Here is a 23776-nt window from a genome sequence, read left to right on the forward strand (position 1 = left end):
TGCGCGCGTAGCGAACTCCCCGCCCGGGGAGGACTGGATGATCGAAGGCATGGCGGAACCCGTGCTGGCGGTTACTTGGACTTGCTCACCATGTAGTCCACGGCGGCCTTGACCGCGTCGTCGTCCAGGCTGGGATTGCCACCGCGCGCCGGCATCACGCCCTTGGCGCCGTTGAAACCCTCCAGCGCGTGCTTGTGCAGGGTCTCGGTGCCCTGCGCCGCGCGTGCGCCCCAGTCGGCCTTGTCGCCAACCATCGGCGCGCCCAGCGCGGTGGTGCTGTGGCACATCGCGCAGGTCTTCTTGTAGGTCTCCTCGCCCGGATGGCCGGCCGCATCGGCGGCGGGCGCGCCGTCGGCCGCAGCCACCGCGGTGTCGGCGGCAGGCGCCTGTGCCGGCGCGGCTTCCGCCGCGGGCGCGATCTCCGGCTCCGACACGGCGGGCGCGGGTTCCGCGACGTCCGTGGGTTCGGACGATTGCCCGGAGCAGGCGGCCAGCACGAGGACGACGGCCGCGAGCGCAAGCAGGCCAGGGTTTCGATTGTTCATGGAGGGAGCTCGGAGAAATGGAGAGGGTCGTTGCGCGGAACCGGTCCGCATCCGCGCACCGGGCGCGGTCGACGCAAAAGGTAGTGGGCCGAACTTCCGACCGCCTTGATTTGAGTCAAGGAGAACGCCGTATCCCCGCGCGTATCGTGGCGCCGCAACCCAACGTTACATCCAGACGAAACTGTCCATCAGAGGAAAGCAGCGATGAAGAACAACGAGAGCGGGATGGAGATCCGGGATCCATCACGCCGAAAGATTCTCGGGGGAGCCGCCGCGCTGGCGGGAACGGGATTGACACTCAGCCTGACCGGTTGCGGCGCGGCATCCGACGGCAAGGGCGCAGCGGCGACCAGTACCGCGGCGAAGGCGGCCGGCGGCAGCGCGGGCCATTTCGAAGTGCCGCCCGGCAAGCTTGATGACTACTACATCCTGTCCTCGGGCGGACACTCTGGCGAAGTGCGCATCCTCGGCTGTCCGTCGGGCCGCACCATCAAGCGCATCCCGGTGTTCAACATCGATCCGATGGTGGGCTGGGGCATCACCAACGAATCCAAGGCGATCATGGGTACCCGTCCGGATGGCCAGCTGAAGTACTGGACCGGCGACACCCACCACGTGCACGGCTCGTACACCGACGGCACTTACGACGGCAAGCGCTTCTGGGTCAACGACAAGCTGCATGGCCGGGTCGCGCGCATCCGTGGCGACACCTTCGAAGTCGATCGCATCACCGAACTGCCGAACGTGCAGGGCCACCATGGCATCTTCACCGACAAGCGCGATCCGGTGGACAGCAGCATCAATCACACCACCCGCGTGTTCGCCGGCGCCGAGTTCCACATCCCGTTGCCCAACGACGGCCGCGACATGGACAAGCCGGAAGCCTACGGCTGCCTGTTCTCCTGTCTGGACGCGGAGACCATGGACGTGCGCTGGCAGTGCCGTGTCGACGGCAACATGGACCTGGTGGCGACCAGCTATGACGGCAAGTACGCCGCGTCCAACCAGTACAACGTGGAAGGCGGCATCCACTACGAGGACATGATGTCGGCCGAGCACGACGCCTGCGTGTTCTTCGATGTCGCCCGCATCGAGGCGGCGATCAAGGCCGGCAAGTTCATCACGATCGGCGACTCCAAGGTGCCGGTGGTCGATGGCCGCAGGGCCGCCAATGCCGATCCCGCCACCGCGCTGACCTGCTACGTGCCGGTGCCGAAGAATCCGCACGGCGTCAACGCCAGCCCGGACGGCAAGTACTTCGTCTGCTCCGGCAAGCTGTCGCCGACCTGCTCGGTGATCGACCTGTCATTGGTGGAGAAGTGGTTCGCCGGCGAGATCAAGAACGCGCGCGACGCCGTCGTTGCCGAGCCCAACCTGGGCCTGGGACCGCTGCATACCGGCTTCGATGGCCGCGGCAACGCCTACACCACGCTGTTCCTGGACAGCAAGATCGTCAAGTGGAACGTCGATGCCGCCATCAAGCAGTTCAAGGGCGACAAGAACGCCAAGGTCGTCCTCGACAGCATCGACGTGCATTACCAGCCGGGCCATGGCTTCACCTCGATGGGCGAAACCAAGAATGCGGACGGCAAGTTCTTCAACTCCGGCAACAAGTTCTCCAAGGATCGCTTCCTGCCGGTCGGCCCGCTGCACGTGGAAACCGAGCAGCTGATCGACATCTCCGGCGACAAGATGGTGCTGGTGCACGATCACACCGCCTATCCGGAACCGCACGACGCCATCATCGTGGCCGCCGACGCCATCAAGACCCGACAGATCTACAGCCTCGACGAGTTCCCCAACGCGGTCAGCGCGCAGACCGCCGGCATCGAGCGCAACGGCAACAAGGTGCATGTCCGCCTGACCTCGCAGGCGCCTGCCTATTCGCTGCGCGAGTTCTCGGTGAAGAAGGGCGACATCGTCACCATCACCCTGACCAACCTGGACAAGGTGGAGGACCTGACCCACGGCTTCGGCATCCCGAAGTACAACATCAACTTCATCGTCAATCCGCAGGAAACCAAATCGGTGACCTTCGTGGCCGACAAGCCAGGCGTGTACTGGTGCTACTGCACCCACTTCTGCCACGCGCTGCACCTGGAAATGCGCACGCGGATGGTGGTCGAAGGCTGACCGGGCGCCGCCCGCCGGCGTTGGCGGTATCGCGCCGGCGGGTTTTTCCTGTTCAAAAGAAAAAAGCCCGCGCCATGGCGCGGGCTTTTTTTACTCCGAAGCGTTGCGCTTACTTCGCCGGCTTCAGCACCACCTTGGTGCTGATGGCGACATCGTTCGGAATGGTCTTGGTATCGGCCCATTCGCCGCCGCCGACGCCGAAGTCCAGGCGCTTGACCGTGGCCTTGCCGGTCAGCACCGGCTGCGCGCCCGGGGTCCAGGTGAAGGTCAGGGTGACCGGCTTGCTGACGCCGCGCAGGCTCAGGCTGCCGTCGGCGGCGTACTGGTTGCCGCCCAGCGCGCGGAATTTGGTCGCGGTGTAGCGGGCCTGGGCGAACTTGGCAACGTTGAAGAAATCGCCGGTCTGCAGCGTGCTGTCGCGATCGTCGTTGCCGGTATTAGTGCCGGCGAGCTGGATGGTCACGTCCAGCTTCGAGGTGGCCAGGTTGGCCGGATCGAAACTCAGGGTGGTGTTGAAGCCGCCGAACTTGCCGGTGAAGGTTTCGCCCTGGTAGTTGCTGGCGAACACCAGCGTGGAGCCCGGCGCCTGCACATAGTCGGCGGCGAACGCGGGCGCGGTGGCGGCCAGCAGCAGGCTGGCGGCAAGCAGGCGGGGGCGGAGGGAACGGATCATGGCGCGATATCCTCGGTGGTGGACGCGGTGGGGGAAGCAGTGGCCTGCCGGCGGCGGCCCGGCAGCATCCGCCGCAGGGTGTCGTCGTTCTGGAACAGGTGGTGGTAGAACGCGGCGCCCGCATGCAGCAGCACCACGACGACCAGCACCCAGAACATCGATTCGTGCAGGGTTTCGGCCAGCTCGTGCAGCTCCGGATTGCGGGCGGTGATGGCCGGCAGGTTGATCAGCTTGAACCATTGCAGCGGATAGCCCGCCGAGGAGTTCAGCACCCAGCCCGACAACGGCATGGCGAACATCAGCCCGTACAGCGCCACGTGCGTGAGCGAGGCGATGCGCTGCTGCCAGCCGGGCGTGCCGGGGATCGCCAGTGGCGCGCCGGCGTACACGCGCCAGACAAGGCGCAGCGTCACCAGCGCCAGGATGGTCAGGCCGATCGACTTGTGCAGCGCATAGATGTTGATCTTGCGCGGTCCGTTGGGCAGCTCGCCCATGGTCAGGCCGATGTAGGCGATGACCAGCAGCAGGACGACGATCAGCCAGTGCAGCGTCTGGCTGACGACGCCCCAGCGTTCAGGGGTGTTCTTCAGGGTCATTGAGGGTGGGCTCCCGAGGGGTGGCTGGGATGGTGGCCGCGTCGGCGGCCGCTTCTTCGCTATCGTCGACCTTGCCCGTCCGTATGGCTTCGGCCTCGATGCGGAGCTCGACGGAATCGCCAATCACCGACTTCCATGCGGTGATGCCGAAATCCGAGCGTTGCAGCGTGGTGGTGGCGGAAAAACCGGCCGTGCGGCGGAACGGCGGCAGCGGATGGCGCTTGAGCGCATTGAGTCTGACGTCCAGGCACAGCTCGCGATCGGTGCCATGCAGGGACAGGGTGCCGCAGACCGAGGCGTGGTCCGGTCCGGCCGGTTCAATCCGGTTGGAAACGAAACGCGCTTCGGGGAAGCGCTCGGCATCCAGCAGGTTGCCGGCCAGCACCGCCCGGTTCCACTTCTCGTCGCCGAAATCCGTGCGTGCCAGCGGTACCGTGACATCGAGCCGCGCGGTGCTCCAGTCCTCGGGATCGAACATCAGCGTGCCCGTGCTGCCGGAGATCGTGCCGATGGCCTTGGAGAAGCCGGCATGCTCCACCGCGAGCATGACCCGCGTGTGGACCGGATCCAGCGCGTACGCCACCGGACCCGCCGCCCAGGCAGGGCATGCGCAGGCGAGCAGCGCGAGCAGGGCGCTGGTCCGGGCACGGCGATATGGGCGCGTTGGAGTCATGACCGGGGATTCTAGGCGGGCCCGGCTGAAGATACCCCGCTTGCGCCTGCAACGGTCCGTTGCGACGATTCGGGCCGGGGAACCACGGCAGAACAGGACACGACGGCATGGGATGGCGGATCTGGATGTTGGCGGCATGGCTGGCCTGCGCGACGGTGCAGGCGGGCGTGCCGGAGATTCCGCGTTTCCGGATGATGACGGTGGCCGACGGATTGCCGTCCACCACCATCCCCGCCATGGCCCGCGACCGCGCCGGCTACCTGTGGCTGGCCACCTGGGATGGCGTGGCCCGCTACGACGGGGTGAACTTCAAGGTGTGGCGGCATGATCCGGATGATCCGGCCTCGCTGCCCGGCAACGTCGTCCAGGCGCTGCACGTGGATGGCCTGGACCGGGTCTGGGTCGCCACCGAGAACGGCGGCCTCAGCATGATGGGACCCGAGCGCCGCGGATTCCGCCATTTCCGCAGGGCCCAGTATCCGCAGATGGGCAGCGACGATGCATTCGCCATCGCCAGCCATGGTGGCGAGGTCTGGTTCGGCACCTTCGGCGGCGGCCTGCATCGGATCGGCACCGACGGTCGCGTCCAGCGCTTCAACGCGGTGGAAGGCGATCCCTCCAGCCTGCCGTCCGACAACGTGCTGTCGCTGGCCTTCGATCCGACCGGCCAGTTGTGGATCGGCACCATGAGCGGCCTGGTCCGGTACGACGGCAAGCGCATGCTGCGCGAAGCCCTGCCCGGCGGGGAGTCGCTGATCATCTATTCGGTCACCGTCGACGGCGATTCGATCTGGGCGGGCACATCGTCCGGCATGTATCGCTGGCGTCGCCAGGGCGGTTGGAGCACGCCGCCATGGTCGCCGATGTTCGAACGACCCAACGCGGTGATGGCGATGGCCGCCGATGGGCACGGCGAATACTGGCTGGCCAGCCAGGGCGGGCTCTGGCATACCGACGGCGATCGCGCGCCCGCGCCGATCGCGCAGGACAGCCAGGGCGTGGGCGTCGGCCGCGTGTTGCAGACGTTGCTGATGCAACCCGATGGCGGCCTCTGGGTGCCGGTCCCGACGCGCGGCGTCGCCTACCTGCGCTCGGACTGGCGGCGGATCGCGTCGTTCACGCCCACGCAGGGCCTGGGAGGCGGGCTGTATCGCGGCCTGGCCACCTCGGCCACCGGTACCGGCGTGTGGCTGGTCAGCAGCATCGGCGGGGTCGAGCGGCTGGACACGGCCAGTGGCGAGGTGGAGCCGTTGGGCGTGCACGCGCAGCGGTTGAAGGAACTGCGCTTCACCTCGGTGCTGGAGGATCGCGAGGGACGCCTCTGGCTCGGCCATCGCAACGGCATCATCCGCATCGATCCGCGTAGCGGCGAGAAGCGCGAATGGTCGAATGCCGAAGGCCCGGATCAGGTACCCGACGGCACGTCGGTGGACTGGCTGGTGCAGACCGGCGACGGCACGCTGTGGCTGGCGACCCAGATGGGGTCGCTGCAGCATCGGGATGGCGCGACCGGGCAGGTCATCGACAGTCTGGCCCGCTCGGAACAGGACAGCGAGCCGAGCGAGATCGAAACGATGCTCGCCGGCCCCGACGGCCAGTTGTGGACGGCGAGCAATCGCGGCATCGAGCGCTGGGATCCCGGCCAGCACCGGTTCGTCACCGTCATCGGCGCGGGCGTGGAGCGGGTGCTGTCCTTCGCCTTCGTCGCGCCCGACGAATTGTGGCTGCATCGGCTCTCCGGCCTGGAGCACTGGCGGCAGCAGGAAGGCCGATGGGTACAGGTGCGGCAGATCGCGCCCCGACAGGGATTGCCGGCGCTGGAATCGACCGGCATGACCATCGATCCGGAAAAGCGGGTGTGGCTGGCGACCCGCCGCGGCCTGTTCCGGATCGAGGCACCCGATGATCAGGCGCCGGTGCGGGTGCGCAATTTCGGCGTGCGCGATGGCCTGATGAGCCAGGAATTCAACGACCGCGGCCTGCTGATGGCGGGCGGCGGCCTTTTGGCCGGCAGCACCGCCGATGGTTCGGTGATGCTGCTGGACACGGCGTTGCCGGATCCGCCGCCGCTCACCCCGCACCTGCTGCTGGCCGGATTGCAGGTGAACCAGCGCGACCGCACCGTGCAGTTGCCGATGAATGGCGGCTTCGAACTGCTGCCCGATGACCATGACCTGCAGGTCAGCCTGCGCCTGCTCAGCTACGAGGATCCGCTGGCGCATCGTTACCGTTCCTGGCTGGAAGGCTTCGATCAGGGCTGGGTCGAACAGGGCGCCAGCGGCGAGCGTTCGTTCTCGAACCTGCGTCCCGGCCACTATCGCCTGCGCCTGCAGGCGTTCGACGCGGCGGGCAACGCTTCGGAGGAAAAGCAGCTTTCGTTCGAAGTGCTGCCACCCTGGTACCGCAGCGTCTGGGGCATCAGCCTGTTGACCGCGGCCGGCGCCTTGCTGCTGGCGCTGCTGGCCGCCGCCTACCGGCGCCGGGTGCGTCGTCGCACCGAATGGCAGCTCAACGAACACAAGCGCGAAGTGGCCGAACAGGCTTCACTGGCCAAGACCCGTTTCCTCGCCACCCTCGGCCATGAAGTGCGCACGCCGATGACCGGCGTGCTGGGCATGAGCGAACTGCTGCTGGCGACGCCACTGACCGACACCCAGCGCCATTACACCAACGCCATCCAGCGCGCCGGTTCGCACCTGCTGCGGCTGGTCAACGACGCACTGGACCTGGCCCGCATCGAGGCCGGCAAGCTGGACATGGATGCGCAGGAAGTCGATCTGCGCGCGTTGATCCGCGAGGTCATCGACATGACCGCGCCGATGGCCGAGAAGCGCGGGCTGTCGTTCTCCGATGAATGCGACGAGGACGTGCCTTCGCACGTGATCGTCGATCCGATGCGGATGCGGCAGATCCTGCTCAACCTGCTGGGCAACGCGATCAAGTTCACCGAGCGCGGCGGGGTGGGCCTGCGCGTGCTCCCGCTGCACCCGCAGGGCGTGCGCTTCGAAGTCAGCGACACAGGGCCGGGCATCAACGCCGAACAGCAGGCGCGCCTGTTCCAGCGCTTCGAGCAGGGCGATGGCGCGCGCACCACCTCGCGCTACGGCGGCAGCGGCCTGGGCCTGGCGATCTGCCAGGAACTGGCGGTCGCGATGGGCGGCAGCATCCGGGTCGAAAGCCGGCCGGGCCTGGGCACCCGCTTCATCGTGGAGCTGCCGCTTCCGCACGTCGTGCCGGCGGCGGCCGGCACCCCGCGGGCGGCGGTGTCGGCGCAGGCGCGGCGGATCCTGCTGGTGGAAGACGACATCACCGTGGCCGAAGTGATCGCCGGACTGCTGCGTGCGCGTGGACATCATGTCGCGCATGCCGCGCACGGACTGGCGGCGCTGGGCGAAACCGCCGGGCAATCGTTCGACGTGGCCCTGCTGGATCTCGATCTGCCGGGACTGGATGGTCTTGCACTGGCGCGGCAATTGCGCCTGGGCGGCTTCAACGCGCCGTTGATCGCCATCACCGCCCGCGCCGACGCCGAGGCCGAACCGCAGGCGCGCGCGGCCGGCTTCGACGACTTCCTGCGAAAACCGGTCACCGGCGACATGCTGGCCGATGCAATCCTGCGCGCCTGCGACGGGCAGGTGGACGGCGCATGACTGGCCAATCGGGGGCAGGCGCCAAAAGCAAATCCCCCTCAATCCCCCTTTTTCAAAGGGGGAGGTAAAGCGGGCACCGTGCGCTGGCTCTTTGCTTTTATTGATCTGCGCCGGTTCTGCAGGGGCCAGACAGACCATCCGATCAGCCCCCTTTGAAAAAGGGGGCGGGCGCCCGCGAAGCGGGTGACGGGGGATTTGCTTCTTGCGCTAAAAGAAAATCCCCCTCAGTCCCCCTTTTTCGCTTTCAACAGCCGAATGGCTGATCAAGGGGGAGGCAAAAGCCGTGCCTTCACCAATCCCCAATCCCCGCCTAATCAGCCCACCCCTCCGCGTAGATCGTCCGCGAGGCATCATCCGGATCCGCATGGATCCACAGCCCGCTGATCTCGTCCACGCGCAGGTACAGCGCGCCTTCGCTTTCTTCCATCGTGCATTCGGGCGCGCCTTCGCGTTCCTGGCGCATGTGGCGCTTCACGCAATCGGCTTCCAGTTGCGCGCGCAGATCGGCGGCGACCTGCGCGTAGGGTTCGGCCAGCACGTACTGGTGGTCGCCCCAGAGTTCGGAATCCATCCGCCGGATCTCGCTCACCGTGTGGCCGGCCAGCCAGACCCGGCCGGGTTTCAGGAACGCGGTCGCGGTCAGCGCCATCAGCGCGGTCTCGCCCTCGGGCGCTTCCATCGGCTGGCAATCCAGGTGGACGCGGTCCACCGCCTCGCGCCAGGGATAGGGCAGTTCGTCCACGCGGCGCGCGCGCACGGCCTCGCAGCCGGGCGTGCGCGGCAGGCCGTTGTCGTCCAGCGGCGGCGGCAGGCCGGTGTCCTGCACCAGCATCGGGAAGTCGTCGCCGCGCACTTCGATCGTCACCGGTGCGCGTTCGTCGGCCAGCGCCGCGGAGGCGGCCAGGCCGGTGGTCATCAGGACGAGGGCGAGGGAAAGCGCGTGGGGGCGGCCGTCCATTGCGGGCTCCGGAAACGTCGCGCCTACCGGGCGCTGAACTCGTGCACGGCATCCACCAGCACGGCAACGTGCTCGGGATTCATGTCGGGCGACATGCCGTGGCCGAGGTTGAAGACGTGGCCGTCGCGGCTGCCGTCCGCGCCCGCGGCGTAGCTGTCCAGGGTCGCCTTCACCTGCGCGCGGATCGCGTCCGGCGAACCGTACAGCACGGCCGGATCCAGATTGCCCTGCAGCGCCACCTTGCCGGCGGTGCGGCGGCGCGCGTCGGCCAGTTCGATCAGCCAGTCCACGCCCACGCCTTCGGCGCCGCTGTCGGCCAGCGCTTCCAGGTGCGCGGCGTTGCCCTTGCCGAACAGGATCAGCGGCGTGCGATCCGCGCCTTCGCCGCGTTCCAGTTCACGCGCGATGCGGGTCAGGTAGGGCAGCGAGAACTCGCGGTACATCGCCGGCGACAGCACACCGCCCCAGGTGTCGAACACCTGCAGCGCCTGCGCGCCGGCCGCGCGCTGTGCCGACAGGTAGGCGATTACCGCGTCGGTGTTCACCGACAGCAGCCTGTGCAGGGTGGCCGGATCGTTCAGCGCCATCGCCTTGATGCGCGCGTAGTCCTTGCTGCCGCCGCCTTCGACCATGTAGCAGGCCAGCGTCCACGGGCTGCCGGAGAAACCGATCAGCGGCACCTGTCCGTCCAGTTCGCGGCGGATCAGGCGCACCGCGTCCATCACGTAGCGCAGTTCGGTCTCCATGTCCGGCACCGCCAGCTTTTCCGCATCGGCGGCGGTGCGCACGGTGCGTTCGAACTTCGGGCCTTCGCCTTCGACGAAGTACAGGCCCAGGCCCATCGCGTCGGGCACGGTCAGGATGTCGGAGAACAGGATCGCCGCGTCCAGCTTGAAACGACGCAGCGGTTGCAGGGTGACCTCGCAGGCGATCTCCGGATTTTTCGCCATGCCCAGGAAGCTGCCGGCGGCGGCGCGGGTGGCGCGGTACTCCGGCAGGTAGCGGCCGGCCTGGCGCATCAGCCAGACGGGCGTGCAGTCGACGGGTTCGCGCTTGAGCGCGCGCAGCAGGCGATCATTCTTCAGGGAGCTGGACATCATGTTCCTTGTGGGGGAATCCGGCAGTGGTTCCGCCGGGTGGAAAAAGAGGCGTGGCGCGGGCGACGCATGCGGACCTTCAGGCGGCGCGGACGGCGGCCGCCGCGGAGAGGCTCACGGCTGTGGCGCTCCCTGCGTGAAGGTGATCTGGTAGCCACGCTTGAGGTGGGTGTCGCGCGCTTTCTCGAAGGCCGCGTCGGCCTCGGACTGCAGCAGGTACTGCTCGCGCTTGAGTTGCGCGCGCCCGCCGATCTGCCCGCTTTCGCGCAGCAGCTCCCAGCCGCCGAACAGGTCCGGTTGCAGGGTCAGCTGGACGTAGCGGGGAGCTTCGCCCGTCTCGGGGCGTTGCTGGAGGAAGACGCGCATGGGGCGGATTGTAGCGAAGCGGCGGCCATTCAGCCGCCGCGGAAGCTGCGCCGGTAAGCCGAGGGCGAGGTGCCCAGGGCGGCGGCGAACCGCTGGCGCAGGGAGACGGCGCTGCCGAAACCGGCCTCGGCGGCGATGTGGTCCAGCGGCCGGTCGGTGGTTTCCAGCAGCCGCTGCGCCCGCGCCAGCCGCTGGTGGGCCAGCCAGTCGCCGACGCTGGCACCGGTGGCCCGGCGGAACCGGCGGGTGAAGGTGCGCCTGCTCATCAGCGCCCGGTCGGCCAGTTCGTCCACCCCCAGCCGCTGGTCCAGGTGCGCCAGCGCCCAGGCCAGCACCGCGCGCAGGCGGTCGTCGCCCGGATCGGCGGGCAGCGGCTGCTCGATGTACTGGGTCTGGCCGCCCTGGCGATGCGGCGCCACCACCAGCCGGCGGGCGATCCGGTTGGCGACCTCGGCGCCGTGATGGCGACGGACCAGATGCAGGCAGCAATCGATGCCGGCGGCGGTGCCGGCCGAGGTCAGCAGTTCGCCGTCGTCCACGTACAGCACGTCCGGCTCCAGCCGCACCTTCGGGTAGCGGCGGGCGAAGGTGTCCAGCGCGGCCCAGTGGGTGGTGGCCGGACGCCCGTCCAGCAGCCCGGCGTCGGCCAGCACGAAGGTACCCAGGCACAGGCCCACCAGCCGGGCGCCGTCCGCATGGGCCCGGCGCAGGGCCTGGCACAGCGCCTCCGGCGCCGGTTCGTCCTGGTCCCGCCAGGATGGGACGACCACGGTATCGGCGCCTTCCAGCCCTTCCAGCCCGTACTCCGGTTGCAGGGCGAAGCCGGCGTCGGTGCGCAGCGGACCCGGCTCCACCGCGCAGACCCGCAGGTCGAAGTCGGGCAGGCCCGGCGCCGGCCGCGACTCGAACACCAGGCAGGGCACCGACAGGTGGAAGGGGCTGATGCGGTCGAAGGCGACCACGGCGATGCGGTGCAGGGGCATGGCCCGATTCTATCGAAAGACGCGCTTCGGGCCACTCGTGGCGTTCCGGCCCGCTGCCCAGAATGCCGCCACACCCCCACCGGAACCGACCGCCATGACCTCCCCCCGCCGCGCCCTCATCGTCATCGACGTCCAGAACGAGTACTTCACCGGCGGCCTGCCCATCGAGCACCCGCCGGTCGGCGAATCCCTGCCCAACCTGTTGCGGGCGATGGATGCCGCCCAGGCGCGCGGTATCCCGGTGATCGTGGTCCAGCACAGCGCCCCGGCCGGCGCGCCGGTGTTCGCGCCCGGCACCGCGACCTGGGAACTGCATCCGGACGTGGCCGGCCGGCCGCGCGATCACTACATCGAGAAATCGCTCGCCAGCGCGTTCACCGGCAACGATCTGGCCGACTGGCTGGCCACGCGCGGCATCGACACGCTCGCCGTGGTCGGCTACATGACCCACAACTGCAACGCCTCGACAATCTACGAAGGCGCGCATCGCGGCCTGCGGATGGAATTCCTGCACGACGCCACCGGCGCGCTGCCCTACGCCAACGCGGCCGGTTCGGCCAGCGCCGAGGAAATCCACCGCGTCTTCAGCGTGGTCTTCCACAGCAACTTCGCCGCCGTGGCTTCCACCGCCGAATGGATCGCCGCGCTCGACGCGCAGGCACCGCTGCCGATCGACAACGTGCCGCAATCCAACCAGCGCGCCCGCGAAGCCATCGCGTAAGCCAAGCCACCTCCCTGTAGGAGCGACGTGAGTCGCGACAGGTATCGCGGGAAAGCCGGTCGCGACTTACGTCGCTCCTACCAGGAGAGAAACCTTTGCCTCCACGAAGCACTCCATGAACCTCATCCGCAGCCGCGACTACACCGCCGATCGTGCCTGGGGCGCACTCGACGTCGCCCATCTGGACGGCACCAGCGTTCGCCTGCACTGGACCGACCAGCCATACCGCTGGCACGTCAACGACGGCCAGGAGGTGTTCGCGGTGATGGACGGCCGCGTGCGCATGCATTGGCGCGAGCACGGTGTCGAACACTCGGCGGTACTGGAAGCCGGCGACATGTTCCATGCGCAAACCGGCACCGAGCACCGGGCCGAACCGCTCGGCGTGGCGCGAATCCTGGTGATTGAACGCGAAGGCAGCGTGTAGCCGTCGGATGCGCAGGTACCGGCAGCACCCAGCTTTTGCCCCTTCCCCCGCCTGCGGGGGAAGGTCGGGATGGGGGCCGCTTCCAGCGGCGTGGGAACACCGGGACGTTCGCCCCCACCCCAGCCCTCCCCCGCAGGCGGGGAAGGGGGTGGAATTCGTGTACGTGCGCGCTACGCAACCTGTAGGAGCGACTTCAGCCGCGATGGGGCTTTCCCGTGATCTTCATCGCGACTTACGTCGCTCCCACAAGGGAGGAGGAATTCAACCTCCCCCGAGCACCCTCAACATTTGCGCCTCATCCACATCCGGCAGCACCTCGGCGCGACCGACGGGCACCCGCAGCGCCAGGCTTTTGCCCCTTCCCCCGCCTGCGGGGGAAGGTCGGGATGGGGGCCGCTTCCAGCAGCGCGGGAACACCGGGACGTTCGCCCCCACCCCAGCCCTCCCCCGCAGGCGGGGGAGGGGGCCGAATCCGTGTACACGCCGAACGCAACTTGTGGGAGCGACGTCAGTCGCGATGGGGCTTTCCCGCGATCTCCATCGCGACTGACGTCGCCCTCACAAGGGCGGGGAAGTTCAGCCTCCCCCGAGGACCCGCAACACCTGCGCCTCGTCCACATCCGGCACCACCTCGGCGCGGCCGATGCCACGCCACAGCACCAGCCGCAGGCGGCCGGCCTGGTTCTTCTTGTCCAACCGCATCCGCGCCAGCAAAGCTTCCGGCGCCAGTCCGGCCGGAATGGCGATCGGCAGGCCGTACGCATGCAGCAACGCAATCAACCGTTCGGTATCGGCATCGCCTGAAAGGCCCAGCATCGCCGACAGCCGCGCCGCCAGCACCATGCCCACCGCCACCGCTTCGCCGTGGTTGAGGTTGTCGTTGTCCGGGCTGCCGTACCCCTGTTCGGTCTCGATGGCGTGGCCGAAAGTGTGGCCCAGGTTGAGCAGCGCGCGCTCGCCGCGCTCCAGCGGATCCCGTTCGACGATTTCCGCCTTGTGCTCGCAACTGCGCGCGATCGCCTGTGCCAGAACGGTCGGATCGCTTTCCAGCAGCGCGTCGCGTTCGGCCTCCAGCCACTGGAAGAACAGCGGGTCGCGGATCGCGCCGTACTTGATCACCTCGGCCAGGCCGGCGCGCAGTTCGCGCGGCGGCAGCGTGCGCAGCGCGTCGGTGTCGGCGAACACCGCGCGCGGCGGATGGAATGCGCCGACCAGGTTCTTGCCCTGCGGAATGTCCACCGCGGTCTTGCCGCCCACCGAGGAATCCACCATCGACAGCAGAGTGGTCGGCAACTGCACGCAGTCCACGCCGCGCATCCAGCAGGCGGCGGCGAATCCGGCCAGATCGCCGACCACGCCGCCGCCCAGCGCGAACACGCAGGCATCGCGGGTCGCGCCCAGGGTGGCCAGCGCGTCGATGGCGTGGCCGAAATGCGCCAGCGTCTTGGAGGCTTCGCCGGCCGGCAGGATGAAAGTGCCGATGCCCAGTTCCGGGCGCGCGGCGTGCAGCGCTTCGCGTACTGCCGCCGCATACAGCGGCGCCACCGTCGAATCGCTGACCAGCAGCACGTGGCGGCCGCGCACATGGCGGGCCAGGGCGGCGCCATCGGCCAGCAGGCCGAGACCGATGGTGATCGTGTAGGGAGTGTCGCCGCCGACGGCGACGGTGCGGAAAAGCGGATTCATGCGGGGGTCTCTTGCCGCCGCCAGTGCGTGGCCAGCAGGTGGCACAGGCGCAGGGTGGCCTCGGGCGGCATCAGGTGATCGGTATCGAGGGTGAGATCGGCGACTTCGGCATACAGCGGCGTGCGGGTGCGCGCCATTTCCTCCAGCACCTGCTCGCGATCCGGGCGTTGCAGCAGCGGGCGGTTGGTGCAGCGGGCCAGACGCTTGAGCTGCGCCGGCACGCTCACGCCCAGGTGGACGACGAAACCGCGCCGGCCCAGCAGGGCGCGGTTGTCGGCCGACAACACCGCGCCGCCGCCGGTGGAGATCAAGCGGCCTTCGCCGGCCAGCAGATCGCGCAGCACCTCGGTCTCGCGCTCGCGGAAACCGGCCTCGCCGGCATGCTCGAAGATTTCCGGGATGGTGGCGCCCGCCCGCTCGACGATGGCCTGGTCGGCATCGATGAAGACCAGCCCGAACCGCTCGGCCACACGCTTGCCGATCGAGGTTTTGCCGGCGCCCATCGGGCCGACCAGGACGAGGTTGGGGGCGGGATTCATCGCCGGGGATGCTAGCACCCGTGGCGGGCCCTTAACACGCGCTGGCCTAGGGTGGACACCCCGGCGGATGCCCGCCCAGCCACAGCAAAAGGAAGAAACGCCATGTCTGTCGCCAAGATCATCGAAATCAACGCCGCCTCCAAGACCAGCATGGAAGACGCGGTGAAGGTTGGCTTGAAGAAGACCTCCGAGACGGTCAAGGGCATCAAGGGCGCCTGGGTCAACGAGATCAAGGTGGTGACCGACGACGCCGGCAACGTCACCGAATGGCGCGTCAACCTGCGCATCAGCTTCGTGGTGGCGTAACCCCCAAATCCCCTGTAGGAGCGACGTAAGTCGCGACCGTGATGCAGGAAAGCCTCGTCGCGACTTACGTCGCTCCTACAGGGGAAATCGCCTCACCGAGGCCGCCGGCGCTCATCCAGCGCCAGCGTCCGATCGGCCAGATCCGGCAGCGTGCGCAGCGCCTGCCGGCTGACCCGCTCGAAGAACTGCACGAACCTCGCCACGCCGGCATCGTCCATCGACGCGACGTCCGGCCGCGCCCGCGCCAGCTCCCGCTCCTGCTGCGCGCGCCAGCCGGCGACCACCTCGAAGCCTGGCGGTTGCAGGAACCACAGGCGATCGAATCGCCGCCACAGCGCCGGATAGTCGCGGCGCAGCGCATCGTTGCAATACCGCCGCCAGCGGCCATCGCCGTCCTGCTCGCGCTCCAGCGCATTCAGCGGCTCGCGCAGCGCGTCGTCCCGCTCGGCCGGCGTGCCGAGGAACCAGCCCTCGAAGATCACCAGATCCGCCACCTCCAGCCGTTCCCACGCCGACTCGGGCGCACGGTCGTCCGCCAACTTGTCGAAGCGCGGCAGCGTCGCCGGCCGCCCCGCGCGCAGTGCATCCAGCAGATCGCAGGCCAGTCCCACGTCGTGCGTGCCGGGCGGACCGCGGGTGGCGAGCAGAGGATGGACCGCGCGCGCCCGTTGCTGGCGTTCGGCGCGGGTCAGGTAGACATCGTCGATGGACAGCACCGCCGGATGCCGGCCGCGCGCCCGCGCCAGCCTGGCGATCTGCGCCGCGAAGGTGGACTTGCCCGAGCCCTGCAAGCCGCTGATCGCCAGCACCGGTACGGCCGCGCGCACCGACAACGCCGCTGCCAGCGCGGCCTCGACCCATTCGGGCGCGAAGCCGTCGGCGTCGCCGGGATGCGTGGATGCGGACATCGCGCGACAATAGCGCATGACCGCCGCGCGCCGCGCGGCACCCTCGACCCGCCGGGTGCGCAATGACCGATCTGTACGCCGAAGCCCTGACCACGTTCGCCGGACTCTACGAGGAAGCCCAGGCTTCCCCGCGCGAACTGGAAGCCAATGCCATGACCGTGGCCACCGCCACCCCAGACGGCCACCCGTCCGCGCGCACCGTGCTGCTGAAGGCCTTCGACGAACGCGGCTTCGTGTTCTACACCCACCTGCACAGCCACAAGGGCCGCGAGCTGGAGACCAATCCGCGCGCGGCGCTGCTGTTCCTGTGGCGCAGCCTGCGCGATGCCGGCATCCAGGTACGCATCGAAGGCGCGGTGGAGCAGGTCGATGCGGCCGAGGCCGACGCCTACTTCGCCTCGCGCCCGCGCATGAGCCAGATCGGCGCCTGGGCCTCCCATCAATCGGAAACGCTGGCCTCGGCCGAGGCTTTCGACCAGCGCATCGCCGAAACCGAAGCGCGCTTCGCCGGCCAGGACGTGCCGCGCCCCAGCGGCTGGAGCGGTTTCCGGGTGGTGCCGGAGGCGTTCGAGTTCTGGTACGGCGCGCAGTTCCGCCTGCACGAACGCTGGCGCTACGAGCGTGACGCCGCCGGCCAGTGGACCAAGCGGATGCTGTTCCCGTGAGCGAGGGGTGGCGCATCCGCCAGGCGCAACCGCGCGACACCGCTGGCTGGGCGCGCCTGCGCCAGGATCTGTGGCCGATGGACGAGCCCGGCCAGCAGGCCGCCGACATCCTGGATTTCCTCGCCGGCGACGCGGCTGGTTTCCTGGCCACCCATGCGGACGGGCAGGTCATCGCCTTCGCCGAGGCCAGCCTGCGGCATGACTACGTCAACGGCACCGAGGCCTCGCCGGTCGGCTTCCTGGAGGGCTGGTACGTGGATCCGGCCTGGCGCGGCCGTGGCATCGGCCGCGCGCTGGTGCGGGCGGTGGAAGCGTGGACGCGCGAACAGGGATGCAGCGAACTGGCATCCGACGCGCTGCTCGACAACCGCGACAGCCAGGCCGCGCACGCCGCCTGCGGCTTCGAGGAAACCGAGCGCGTGGTGTATTTCCGCAAGCGCCTGGACGACTGACGCATGGGCCCGCAACGCATCGTCTGCCTGACCGAGGAACCCACCGAAACGCTGTACGCGCTCGGCGAGCAGCACCGCATCGTCGGCATCAGCGGCTTCACCGTGCGGCCGCCGCAGGCGCGCCGCGAGAAACCCAAGGTCAGCGCGTTCACCAGCGCCAAGATCGGCGAGATCATGGCGCTCAAGCCGGATCTGGCCATCGGTTTCTCCGACATCCAGTCCGAGATCGCCGCCGAGCTGATCAAGCAGGGCGTGGAAGTGTGGATCGCCAACCACCGCAGCGTGGACGGCATCCTCGACTACATCCGCCGGCTGGGCGCGCTGGTGGGTGCGAGCGACAAGGCCGACGCCTACGCGCGCGGCATCGAGGATGGCCTGCGCACCATCGAGCAGGCCGCCGCCGCGCTGCCGCGCCGACCGCGCGTGTACTTCGAGGAATGGGACGATCCGATCATCACCGGCATCCGCTGGGTCGCCGAGATCGTGCGCATCGCCGGTGGCGACGACGTGTTTCCGGAACTGTCGATCGAACCGCTGGCGAAGCAGCGCATCCTCGCCAATGGTGACGAAGTGGTGCGGCGCGCGCCCGACATCATCCTGGGATCGTGGTGCGGCAAGAAATTCCGCCCCGAGCGGGTCGCCGCGCGGCCCGGCTGGGACACGATCCCGGCGGTGCGTGACGGCGAACTGCACGAGATCAAATCACCGCTGATCCTCCAGCCCGGCCCGGCCGCGCTCACCGACGGCGTGCGCGCGATCGCCGACATCGTGCAGGCCTGGTCCGCGCGCCACGCCTGAGTCGCGGACGAATCGGCAGCTTCAATCGGCCGGACGCACCCGCCCGGCCAGCAGCGCACCGAGGAACGCCAACACGACGGTCATCCCGAAACTCAGTCCGAACGCCAGCGTCGGCGCGCGGTCCAGCAGCGTCGCCACCAGCGATCCGGCCAGCGCCAGCACCGTCGCGATCGCCAGCGCGTCCATCAACTGCAAGGCGGAACTGTTGCGACCCTGCGCCTGTGGCGGCGACAGCGAGAGCGTCAGCACCGACAGGCTGGGGTAGGTCAGGCCCATGCCGATGCCGGTGATCGCCCAGCCCACCAGCGCCAGCCCCAGTCCACCCGGCAGGAACACCGCCAGCGGCAACGGCAGGATGCCGAGCGCCATCATCGTCAGGCCAATCCGCAGCAGCGTCGCGCGCGACCACGCACGCCGCGTGTTGCCTTGGTACCAGGAACCCATCGACCAGCCCAGCGCGCCGACACTCAGCGCCACACCCGCCCACAGCGGCGACAACTTGAACTGCTGCGCCAGCATCAGCGGGATGAACACCTCGGCGCCAAAGAAGGTCGCGCTCGCCAATCCGCGCAGCGCGATCACGCTCGGCAGGCCGCGTCGTAGGCTCAGGCTGCCATCCGGCAACAGCTTGCGCGTCGCCAAGACCAATCCCGTCAGCGCCACCACCAACAGCAGCGCGCCGCGCGTGTCGTGCCGCTGTCCGGCCAGATGCAACAGGCAGGCCGCCGCCGCCGCGAGCCCGGCCCATGGCAACAGCGAGCGCCCGCCGGTGGTTTCGGCGATCGTCGGTGGCAACGCCTTCAGGCCGGGTCGCAATGCCCAGGCCGCCGGAATCGCCAGCAGCGGCACCGCCAGGAACACCCAGCGCCAGCCCACATGCTCCACGATCAATCCACTGACGCTCGGGCCAATCAGCGAAGGCACCACCCATGCCGCCGAGAACGCGGCGAACACGCGCGGGCGCAGCGCTTCCGGATACGCGCGCGCCACCACCACGTACAGCGCCACCGACATCGCGCCGCCGCCAAAGCCCTGCACGACGCGCCCCAGCAGCAGCACCGGCATGTTCGGCGCCAGTCCCGCCACGATCAGTCCGGCGACGAACCACGCCACGCCCCACCAGACCATGCGCGCGGGACCGTGCCGATCACTGGCGCGGCCGGCGTGCACCATGCCGACCACACTCGCGGCCAAGGTGCCGGCGAACGCCAGCGCGTACAACGACAGGCCGTCCAGCGCCCGCGCCACGGTCGGCATCGCGGTCGCGACGGCCAGCGCCTCGAACGCGCCCAGCGACACCAGCGCCACCATGCCCAGGGTCATCGCGCGACGGCGCGGCGACAGCAGGCCGTCCTCGGCGGTTGCGGTGATGGCCGGAGCCGGATCGGCCGCGATATCGGGGCCGGCGGAGGAAGACAGGGACGACGATTCCATGGAGGGAGAAGCGGAGCGGGGGAGTCGCGGAGCTTGCGCCCTCAAGCGCGGTTGAGGTCAACCGGCGCGCGCACGCATGCTTGCGATGGCGACGGTACCCGCATCGCGCGCCCGGGAAGGCGCGTACGCCGCTCAGAAATTGCGCTGGAACTGCAACTTCTCGCTGCGGCCGTCGGCGCGCACGGTCAGGTCAAACCGATAGGTATCGCGCGGACCGACCTTGAGCGTGCCGATGTGGTCAACGTAATCACCGGTGCGCACCGCGCGGAACGCCAGCGCCTGCCGCTTGCCGGACAGGTCGCGCGCTTCGCCCTCGACCTCGCCCTCGGTGACGCTTTCCTCGCCGCCGGCCACCCGGCGCAGGGCGATCACCACCAGCGCGGTGCCGGCCTCGCGCTGCACCTGGTACTCGCGCGCCACCGCCTCGCTCAGCGACAGCGTCGGCAGCGCGTTGAAATGCACGCGCAGGGAACCGAAATCCTGCTGCGCCTGCACCGGCTGCACGAACTCGGCGGCGCGCGGCGCTTCGCCGGCCGAACACGCGGCCAGGGCGAGAGACAGGGTGCAGGCAATCCAGGCGGTCTTGATGGTCTTCATGGCAGTCGTCGATGTCAGTCGTTGGCGGCGGACAGTTCGCGTCCGCGTTCGGTGGCGGCGTGGATGGCTTTTGCGACCAATGCCTCAAAGCCGCCGGCCTGGAAGGTCTCGATGGCCGCCTGGGTGGTGCCGTTGGGCGAAGTCACCCGCGCGCGCAGCACGCCGGCCGGCTCGCCGGATTCGACCAGCATGCGCGCCGCGCCCAGCAGGGTCTGCGTGGCCAGCTCGCGCGCCGCGTCCGGGGACAGGCCCTCGGCTTCGCCGGCCGCCTGCATCGCTTCGGCCAGCAGGAATACATAGGCCGGCCCGCTGCCGGACACCGCGGTGACCGCGTCCATCAACGGTTCCTCGCCAATCGCCACGGTCGGCCCCACCGCCGCCAGCAAGGCCGCAGCGGCGTCGCGCTGCGCGGCGTCGGCGCGATCGTTCGCATACAGCCCGGTGATGCCGGCGCCCAGCAGCGCCGGCGTATTCGGCATCGCCCGCACCACCGCCACGTCGCCGCCCAGCCAGCGTTCCAGCTGCGCGGCGGTGATGCCGGCGGCGATCGAAATCGCCAGCGGTCGCCGCGCCTGCGCCAGCGCGGACAGATCGCCGCAAACCGTGCGCATCACCTGCGGCTTGACCGCCAGCAGCCAGATATCGGCGTCGGCGGCCGCATCGGCGGCGCTCGTATGCACCTGTACGCCGAAGTCCCGCGCCAGCGCATCGCGCAGCGCCTCCACCGGCTCGGCCACGTGAATGGCCTCCGGCGCATGCCCACGCGCAATCAGCCCGCCAATCAGGCTGCGCGCCATGTTGCCGCCACCGATGAAGGCGAGCGGAGTGGACGAAGACGAGGCGGGCGATGGCATGGATGCGATCCGTTGGAGAACCGCGGTGATTCTAGCGCAGCCTCCGCGCCGGCAACGGCCGCCGCTAGAACAGGCTGCAACGCCCGCCCTGGCCCAACGTCGCGCCGAGCATGACGCCAACGAAAAACAGCACCACCGCCAGAATCGCCGCGTCGGACAACAGGATGGACAACCGCCGGTGCTTCCGCACGCGATGCAGATGCCACGCGAACATCGTCCCCAGTCCCGCTACCCATGCAATGCCCGCCACCGCAGGCGCCATCACGCTGCCGCCCACCAGCATGATCAGCGCGTAGCCCCAACCCGCCTTTCCGCACACCGGCAGCCAGTAGCCGAAGCAGGCAACCCAGGCCAGCACCGGCAGGGCGAACAGCGTGAAAGCAGCCGCGCCGAATCGCTGGGCGGGGGAGAGGGGAGGGGGCGATCGGAGTTCCATTTCATTCACTTCCAAGGGGGGCGGCGAACCGGCGAGTGATCACGGTACATCGCGTGCCGGCGAAAACAGCATCCTCAGCATCATGTCGAAGACCTTGTTTGGATGCACGTACCAGGTATCACCGCGCGCCCCGATGAGTTCCAGCTCCAGCGAGCCGTCGTGATCGCGCCGGGCCGGCGACGCGAGCGCGGCAATCAGGTCGTCCACCTCCTTCACGGTGACCGGAACTCCCGCGTCCGCACGTTGCTGGAATCGCCCGGCGGCGACGGCGATGTCCGGAAGCTGGCAACGGACGGCGACACGCACATGGCGGCTGTATTCGAAGGGGAGCGCTTGCACGTGCGTGGCCGTGCATTGCGCCTGTTTCCCCGCGACGACCATCTGCCGGGACAGGGCCTGGATGCGTTGCTGGGGTATCTCTTCAAAAAGCCGGGCGAGTTTTCCGCCTTCACGATGGGTCAGGAACGTGCCCGTCAGTCGGGCGACGGCCACGTTCTCGTCCCATGTAGTCTCCTCGTCGAGCGAACTAAGCAGATCCGCCAACGTGGTGCCGGGTTCATCCCGGGCGGGGTCCAGCGAGGATCGCAGATAGTCGTCCAACTGCTTCCGGTCTGAGGCAGCTAAGTCCAGATGTGCCCGCAGATACAGGTTGGCCGCCGGCACCGCGGTGGCCGGGGCGTCGGCATGTTCGAGCAGGGCCAGGAAGTATTCCATCCACTGCGCCGGCAGCATCGTCCGCCAGCCGCCACCGATATCGCGATGCATCAGCATCTCCGCATCGACCGTGCGCCGCGGTGCCCGTCGCAGGGCCATCGCGGCGTCCAGGTGCGTGCGCAACAGCGCGTCCACCGACACGTTGTCGCCGTGTTCCCGCAAGGTCGTGGCATGCCGCAACGCGACGGCGGCATCGGGCAAATCACAGCGGAAGCGGACCAGCGCCTCGCCGGCCTCTTCCGGCGTGGCGGCCCCGAAGAACGCACTGGATGCATCCCGTGCATGGCAGCGTGAGCGGCGCACCCCCTCCGTCATCGCCTGCGTGATCGCGCCGATGCGCGACGTGAGCGCCGGTGTCTCCGCCACGCCACGCGCTGCGAGTGCCTCTTGCAGCCGGCGTTCAATCGCGACTTCGGGCAGCGAAGGGATGTCGCATCTTTCCGTGCAGGACGAAGGCGTCTCGTTCCGCAGATACGCCGACAGCCGCTCCACCTGCCGCGCCTCGCCTTGAAGGTAGGCTTGCAGATGGATATCGGCCGCTTCCACCACGGAGACGGATGTTGCGGCATGCAGATCAAAGCCGACGACCGCAAGCACCAGCACGAATGCACGCTGGCGCCAACGACCGGTCAAGAAATCAAATGGCTGACAGCTTCTCACGCATCCCTCTTTCAGCATTCACAAGAAAACAAGCGAAACACGCAGACGGCCCCCTCCCCCGCATGCGGGGGAGGGCTGGGGTGGGGGGCCCCAACGCAAGCGCCGCATGTCTTTTTCGCACGATGACCAACTCACCCCCATCCCAACTTTCCCCCGCAAGCGGGGGAAGGAGCGACACCCGCAAGAAAACGAACGAAACACGCGCATCGCTCCCTCCCCCGCGTGCGGGGGAGGGCTGGGGTGGGGGCCCCAACGCAAGCACCGCATGTTCTTCCCCACACGATGACAGCCTCGCCCCCATCCCAACCTTCCCCCGCAAGCGGGGGAAGGAGCGACACCGACGAGAAAACGAACGAAACACGCAAACCGCCCCCTCCCCCGCGTGCGGGGGAGGGCTGGGGTGGGGGCCCCCAACGCAAGCGCAGCGTGTATTTCCCGCACGACGACAGCCTCGCCCCCATCCCAACCTTCCCCCGCAAGCGGGGGAAGGAGCGACACCCGCAAGAAAACAAACGAAACACGCGCACCGCTCCCTCCCCCGCGCGCGGGGGAGGGCTGGGGTGGGGGCCCCCAACCCAAGTACCGCATGTCCTTCCCCACACGATGACAGCCTCGCCCCCATCCCAACCTTCCCCCGCAAGCGGGGGAAGGGGCAGTGCACGGACACCGCAAACATGCGTGACATGGGCGAGCGTGTTTCAGAAAAGACCGAACAGCCTAGGCGGCGCATCTCATGCGTGACCTAGGAAAGGTCTGAAACAGAGTCTGGCTTCGAAACAAGGAGTCTGGAACTGAGTTGGGATCGTCAAGGATCTCGAAACATCCCGTCGCTGCGAGCGGCCACGTGGCGCGGCATTCCCCGCCCTTGACGCCATAAATGTCATAAGCAGATCATTGGCTCAATG

Annotated in this window: 24 protein-coding genes; 8 read left to right on the forward strand and 16 right to left on the reverse strand. The window is 68.7% G+C overall.

What is annotated here, in order from left to right; genetic code table 11:
* Window positions 1-71: 71 nt before the first annotated feature.
* Entirely contained in the window at window positions 72-545 is a 474-nt protein-coding gene (locus tag ACTJI2_RS09975) for a c-type cytochrome (RefSeq protein ID WP_440842004.1), read from the reverse strand.
* A 204-nt stretch (window positions 546-749) separates the two neighbouring features.
* Between ACTJI2_RS09975 and nosZ the strand changes: the two genes are divergently transcribed.
* Window positions 750-2678, forward strand: coding sequence for a TAT-dependent nitrous-oxide reductase (nosZ, locus tag ACTJI2_RS09980; protein ID WP_440842005.1), 1929 nt, complete (start codon window positions 750-752; stop codon window positions 2676-2678).
* Window positions 2679-2787: 109 nt separating this feature from the next.
* Here the strand turns inward: nosZ and ACTJI2_RS09985 are convergent, their stop codons facing one another.
* The 3 genes from ACTJI2_RS09985 to ACTJI2_RS09995 are packed head-to-tail and all read right to left on the reverse strand — an operon-like array spanning window position 2788 to window position 4620.
* Window positions 2788-3351 (reverse strand): YceI family protein, encoded by a 564-nt coding sequence (locus ACTJI2_RS09985; RefSeq protein ID WP_440842006.1) that lies wholly within the window; start codon window positions 3349-3351, stop codon window positions 2788-2790.
* Entirely contained in the window at window positions 3348-3947 is a 600-nt protein-coding gene (locus ACTJI2_RS09990; RefSeq protein WP_440842007.1) for a cytochrome b, read from the reverse strand. The genes ACTJI2_RS09985 and ACTJI2_RS09990 overlap by 4 nt, the downstream gene beginning before the upstream one ends.
* Entirely contained in the window at window positions 3925-4620 is a 696-nt protein-coding gene (locus ACTJI2_RS09995; RefSeq protein WP_440842008.1) for a YceI family protein, read from the reverse strand. The genes ACTJI2_RS09990 and ACTJI2_RS09995 overlap by 23 nt, the downstream gene beginning before the upstream one ends.
* A gap of 107 nt (window positions 4621-4727) precedes the next feature.
* Between ACTJI2_RS09995 and ACTJI2_RS10000 the strand changes: the two genes are divergently transcribed.
* Window positions 4728-8270 carry a hybrid sensor histidine kinase/response regulator gene (locus tag ACTJI2_RS10000; RefSeq protein ID WP_440842009.1) on the forward strand — a complete coding sequence of 1181 codons (3543 nt, stop codon included), beginning with the start codon at window positions 4728-4730 and terminating at the stop codon, window positions 8268-8270.
* A gap of 310 nt (window positions 8271-8580) precedes the next feature.
* Here ACTJI2_RS10000 and ACTJI2_RS10005 read toward each other — a convergent pair whose 3' ends face one another.
* The 4 genes from ACTJI2_RS10005 to ACTJI2_RS10020 form a co-directional block, all read right to left on the reverse strand.
* Entirely contained in the window at window positions 8581-9228 is a 648-nt protein-coding gene (locus ACTJI2_RS10005) for a hypothetical protein (RefSeq protein WP_440842010.1), read from the reverse strand.
* A gap of 23 nt (window positions 9229-9251) precedes the next feature.
* Window positions 9252-10325 (reverse strand): uroporphyrinogen decarboxylase, encoded by a 1074-nt coding sequence (gene hemE, locus ACTJI2_RS10010; protein WP_203322392.1) that lies wholly within the window; start codon window positions 10323-10325, stop codon window positions 9252-9254.
* A gap of 114 nt (window positions 10326-10439) precedes the next feature.
* On the reverse strand, window positions 10440-10691 hold the full coding sequence (locus tag ACTJI2_RS10015) for a WGR domain-containing protein (protein ID WP_183643884.1): 252 nt from the start codon (window positions 10689-10691) through the stop codon (window positions 10440-10442).
* Between the two features lie 29 nt (window positions 10692-10720).
* Window positions 10721-11674: a GlxA family transcriptional regulator gene (locus ACTJI2_RS10020; protein ID WP_440842011.1), complete on the reverse strand. Its 954-nt coding sequence runs from the start codon at window positions 11672-11674 to the stop codon at window positions 10721-10723.
* A gap of 94 nt (window positions 11675-11768) precedes the next feature.
* Here ACTJI2_RS10020 and ACTJI2_RS10025 point away from each other — a divergent pair, with 94 nt between their 5' ends.
* Window positions 11769-12395, forward strand: coding sequence for a cysteine hydrolase family protein (locus ACTJI2_RS10025; RefSeq protein ID WP_440842012.1), 627 nt, complete (start codon window positions 11769-11771; stop codon window positions 12393-12395).
* Between the two features lie 115 nt (window positions 12396-12510).
* Window positions 12511-12822 (forward strand): cupin, encoded by a 312-nt coding sequence (locus ACTJI2_RS10030; RefSeq protein ID WP_318288613.1) that lies wholly within the window; start codon window positions 12511-12513, stop codon window positions 12820-12822.
* Between the two features lie 576 nt (window positions 12823-13398).
* On the opposite strand, the gene aroB is transcribed toward ACTJI2_RS10030, so the two are convergent.
* Together aroB and ACTJI2_RS10040 are read right to left on the reverse strand one after the other, a co-directional pair.
* Window positions 13399-14508: a 3-dehydroquinate synthase gene (gene aroB, locus ACTJI2_RS10035; RefSeq protein WP_440842013.1), complete on the reverse strand. Its 1110-nt coding sequence runs from the start codon at window positions 14506-14508 to the stop codon at window positions 13399-13401.
* Window positions 14505-15047: a shikimate kinase gene (locus ACTJI2_RS10040; RefSeq protein WP_203322397.1), complete on the reverse strand. Its 543-nt coding sequence runs from the start codon at window positions 15045-15047 to the stop codon at window positions 14505-14507. Before ACTJI2_RS10040 ends, aroB begins: the two co-directional genes overlap by 4 nt.
* 102 nt (window positions 15048-15149) lie before the next feature.
* On the opposite strand from ACTJI2_RS10040, the gene ACTJI2_RS10045 reads away from it, so the two are divergent.
* Window positions 15150-15353 (forward strand): dodecin family protein, encoded by a 204-nt coding sequence (locus ACTJI2_RS10045; protein ID WP_141453826.1) that lies wholly within the window; start codon window positions 15150-15152, stop codon window positions 15351-15353.
* Window positions 15354-15445: 92 nt separating this feature from the next.
* Here ACTJI2_RS10045 and ACTJI2_RS10050 read toward each other — a convergent pair whose 3' ends face one another.
* Window positions 15446-16261 carry a kinase gene (locus tag ACTJI2_RS10050; RefSeq protein WP_440842014.1) on the reverse strand — a complete coding sequence of 272 codons (816 nt, stop codon included), beginning with the start codon at window positions 16259-16261 and terminating at the stop codon, window positions 15446-15448.
* Between the two features lie 62 nt (window positions 16262-16323).
* Between ACTJI2_RS10050 and pdxH the strand changes: the two genes are divergently transcribed.
* From pdxH to ACTJI2_RS10065, 3 genes are read left to right on the forward strand one after another with little or no spacing between them, the layout of a single operon-like run.
* Window positions 16324-16926, forward strand: coding sequence for a pyridoxamine 5'-phosphate oxidase (gene pdxH, locus ACTJI2_RS10055; RefSeq protein WP_318288616.1), 603 nt, complete (start codon window positions 16324-16326; stop codon window positions 16924-16926).
* A complete protein-coding gene (gene aac(6'), locus ACTJI2_RS10060; RefSeq protein ID WP_318288617.1) occupies window positions 16923-17378 on the forward strand; it encodes an aminoglycoside 6'-N-acetyltransferase in 456 nt (151 codons plus the stop codon). Before pdxH ends, aac(6') begins: the two co-directional genes overlap by 4 nt.
* Before the next feature lie 3 nt (window positions 17379-17381).
* A complete protein-coding gene (locus ACTJI2_RS10065; RefSeq protein ID WP_440842017.1) occupies window positions 17382-18176 on the forward strand; it encodes a cobalamin-binding protein in 795 nt (264 codons plus the stop codon).
* Window positions 18177-18197: 21 nt separating this feature from the next.
* Here ACTJI2_RS10065 and ACTJI2_RS10070 read toward each other — a convergent pair whose 3' ends face one another.
* The 5 genes from ACTJI2_RS10070 to ACTJI2_RS10090 form a co-directional block, all read right to left on the reverse strand.
* Window positions 18198-19610, reverse strand: a complete 1413-nt coding sequence (locus ACTJI2_RS10070; protein ID WP_440842019.1) for an MFS transporter — start codon at window positions 19608-19610, stop codon at window positions 18198-18200.
* Between the two features lie 132 nt (window positions 19611-19742).
* A complete protein-coding gene (locus tag ACTJI2_RS10075) occupies window positions 19743-20207 on the reverse strand; it encodes a DUF4426 domain-containing protein (protein ID WP_183643852.1) in 465 nt (154 codons plus the stop codon).
* 14 nt (window positions 20208-20221) lie between these two features.
* Window positions 20222-21061, reverse strand: coding sequence for a pyrroline-5-carboxylate reductase (gene proC / locus ACTJI2_RS10080; protein WP_318288622.1), 840 nt, complete (start codon window positions 21059-21061; stop codon window positions 20222-20224).
* A 64-nt stretch (window positions 21062-21125) separates the two neighbouring features.
* The gene (locus tag ACTJI2_RS10085; RefSeq protein WP_318288623.1) at window positions 21126-21497 is read right to left on the reverse strand and encodes a hypothetical protein; all 372 of its coding nucleotides are present in this window, start codon (window positions 21495-21497) and stop codon (window positions 21126-21128) included.
* Window positions 21498-21536: 39 nt separating this feature from the next.
* Complete coding sequence (locus ACTJI2_RS10090) at window positions 21537-22844, reverse strand: hypothetical protein (RefSeq protein WP_318288624.1); 1308 nt, start codon at window positions 22842-22844, stop codon at window positions 21537-21539.
* Window positions 22845-23776: the final 932 nt, after the last annotated feature.

It is taken from the genome of Pseudoxanthomonas sp. 22568, assembly GCF_052044485.1.
Lineage (GTDB): Bacteria > Pseudomonadota > Gammaproteobacteria > Xanthomonadales > Xanthomonadaceae > Pseudoxanthomonas_A > Pseudoxanthomonas_A beigongshangi.

Excerpts from the sequence above, each read along its gene's own strand:
- aroB (WP_440842013.1), bottom strand. The coding sequence starts at position 14,508 with ATGAATCCGCTTTTCCGCACCGTCGCCGTCGGCGGCGACACTCCCTAC.
- ACTJI2_RS10005 (WP_440842010.1), bottom strand. The coding sequence starts at position 9,228 with ATGGACGGCCGCCCCCACGCGCTTTCCCTCGCCCTCGTCCTGATGACC.
- ACTJI2_RS10040 (WP_203322397.1), bottom strand. The coding sequence starts at position 15,047 with ATGAATCCCGCCCCCAACCTCGTCCTGGTCGGCCCGATGGGCGCCGGC.
- ACTJI2_RS09995 (WP_440842008.1), bottom strand. The coding sequence starts at position 4,620 with ATGACTCCAACGCGCCCATATCGCCGTGCCCGGACCAGCGCCCTGCTC.
- proC (WP_318288622.1), bottom strand. The coding sequence starts at position 21,061 with ATGCCATCGCCCGCCTCGTCTTCGTCCACTCCGCTCGCCTTCATCGGT.
- ACTJI2_RS10025 (WP_440842012.1), top strand. The coding sequence starts at position 11,769 with ATGACCTCCCCCCGCCGCGCCCTCATCGTCATCGACGTCCAGAACGAG.
- ACTJI2_RS09990 (WP_440842007.1), bottom strand. The coding sequence starts at position 3,947 with ATGACCCTGAAGAACACCCCTGAACGCTGGGGCGTCGTCAGCCAGACG.
- ACTJI2_RS09975 (WP_440842004.1), bottom strand. The coding sequence starts at position 545 with ATGAACAATCGAAACCCTGGCCTGCTTGCGCTCGCGGCCGTCGTCCTC.
- ACTJI2_RS10045 (WP_141453826.1), top strand. The coding sequence starts at position 15,150 with ATGTCTGTCGCCAAGATCATCGAAATCAACGCCGCCTCCAAGACCAGC.
- ACTJI2_RS10000 (WP_440842009.1), top strand. The coding sequence starts at position 4,728 with ATGGGATGGCGGATCTGGATGTTGGCGGCATGGCTGGCCTGCGCGACG.
- ACTJI2_RS10075 (WP_183643852.1), bottom strand. The coding sequence starts at position 20,207 with ATGAAGACCATCAAGACCGCCTGGATTGCCTGCACCCTGTCTCTCGCC.
- ACTJI2_RS10030 (WP_318288613.1), top strand. The coding sequence starts at position 12,511 with ATGAACCTCATCCGCAGCCGCGACTACACCGCCGATCGTGCCTGGGGC.
- ACTJI2_RS10085 (WP_318288623.1), bottom strand. The coding sequence starts at position 21,497 with ATGGAACTCCGATCGCCCCCTCCCCTCTCCCCCGCCCAGCGATTCGGC.
- ACTJI2_RS10050 (WP_440842014.1), bottom strand. The coding sequence starts at position 16,261 with ATGTCCGCATCCACGCATCCCGGCGACGCCGACGGCTTCGCGCCCGAA.
- ACTJI2_RS10070 (WP_440842019.1), bottom strand. The coding sequence starts at position 19,610 with ATGGAATCGTCGTCCCTGTCTTCCTCCGCCGGCCCCGATATCGCGGCC.
- ACTJI2_RS09985 (WP_440842006.1), bottom strand. The coding sequence starts at position 3,351 with ATGATCCGTTCCCTCCGCCCCCGCCTGCTTGCCGCCAGCCTGCTGCTG.
- hemE (WP_203322392.1), bottom strand. The coding sequence starts at position 10,325 with ATGTCCAGCTCCCTGAAGAATGATCGCCTGCTGCGCGCGCTCAAGCGC.
- ACTJI2_RS10065 (WP_440842017.1), top strand. The coding sequence starts at position 17,382 with ATGGGCCCGCAACGCATCGTCTGCCTGACCGAGGAACCCACCGAAACG.
- pdxH (WP_318288616.1), top strand. The coding sequence starts at position 16,324 with ATGACCGATCTGTACGCCGAAGCCCTGACCACGTTCGCCGGACTCTAC.
- ACTJI2_RS10015 (WP_183643884.1), bottom strand. The coding sequence starts at position 10,691 with ATGCGCGTCTTCCTCCAGCAACGCCCCGAGACGGGCGAAGCTCCCCGC.
- ACTJI2_RS10020 (WP_440842011.1), bottom strand. The coding sequence starts at position 11,674 with ATGCCCCTGCACCGCATCGCCGTGGTCGCCTTCGACCGCATCAGCCCC.
- nosZ (WP_440842005.1), top strand. The coding sequence starts at position 750 with ATGAAGAACAACGAGAGCGGGATGGAGATCCGGGATCCATCACGCCGA.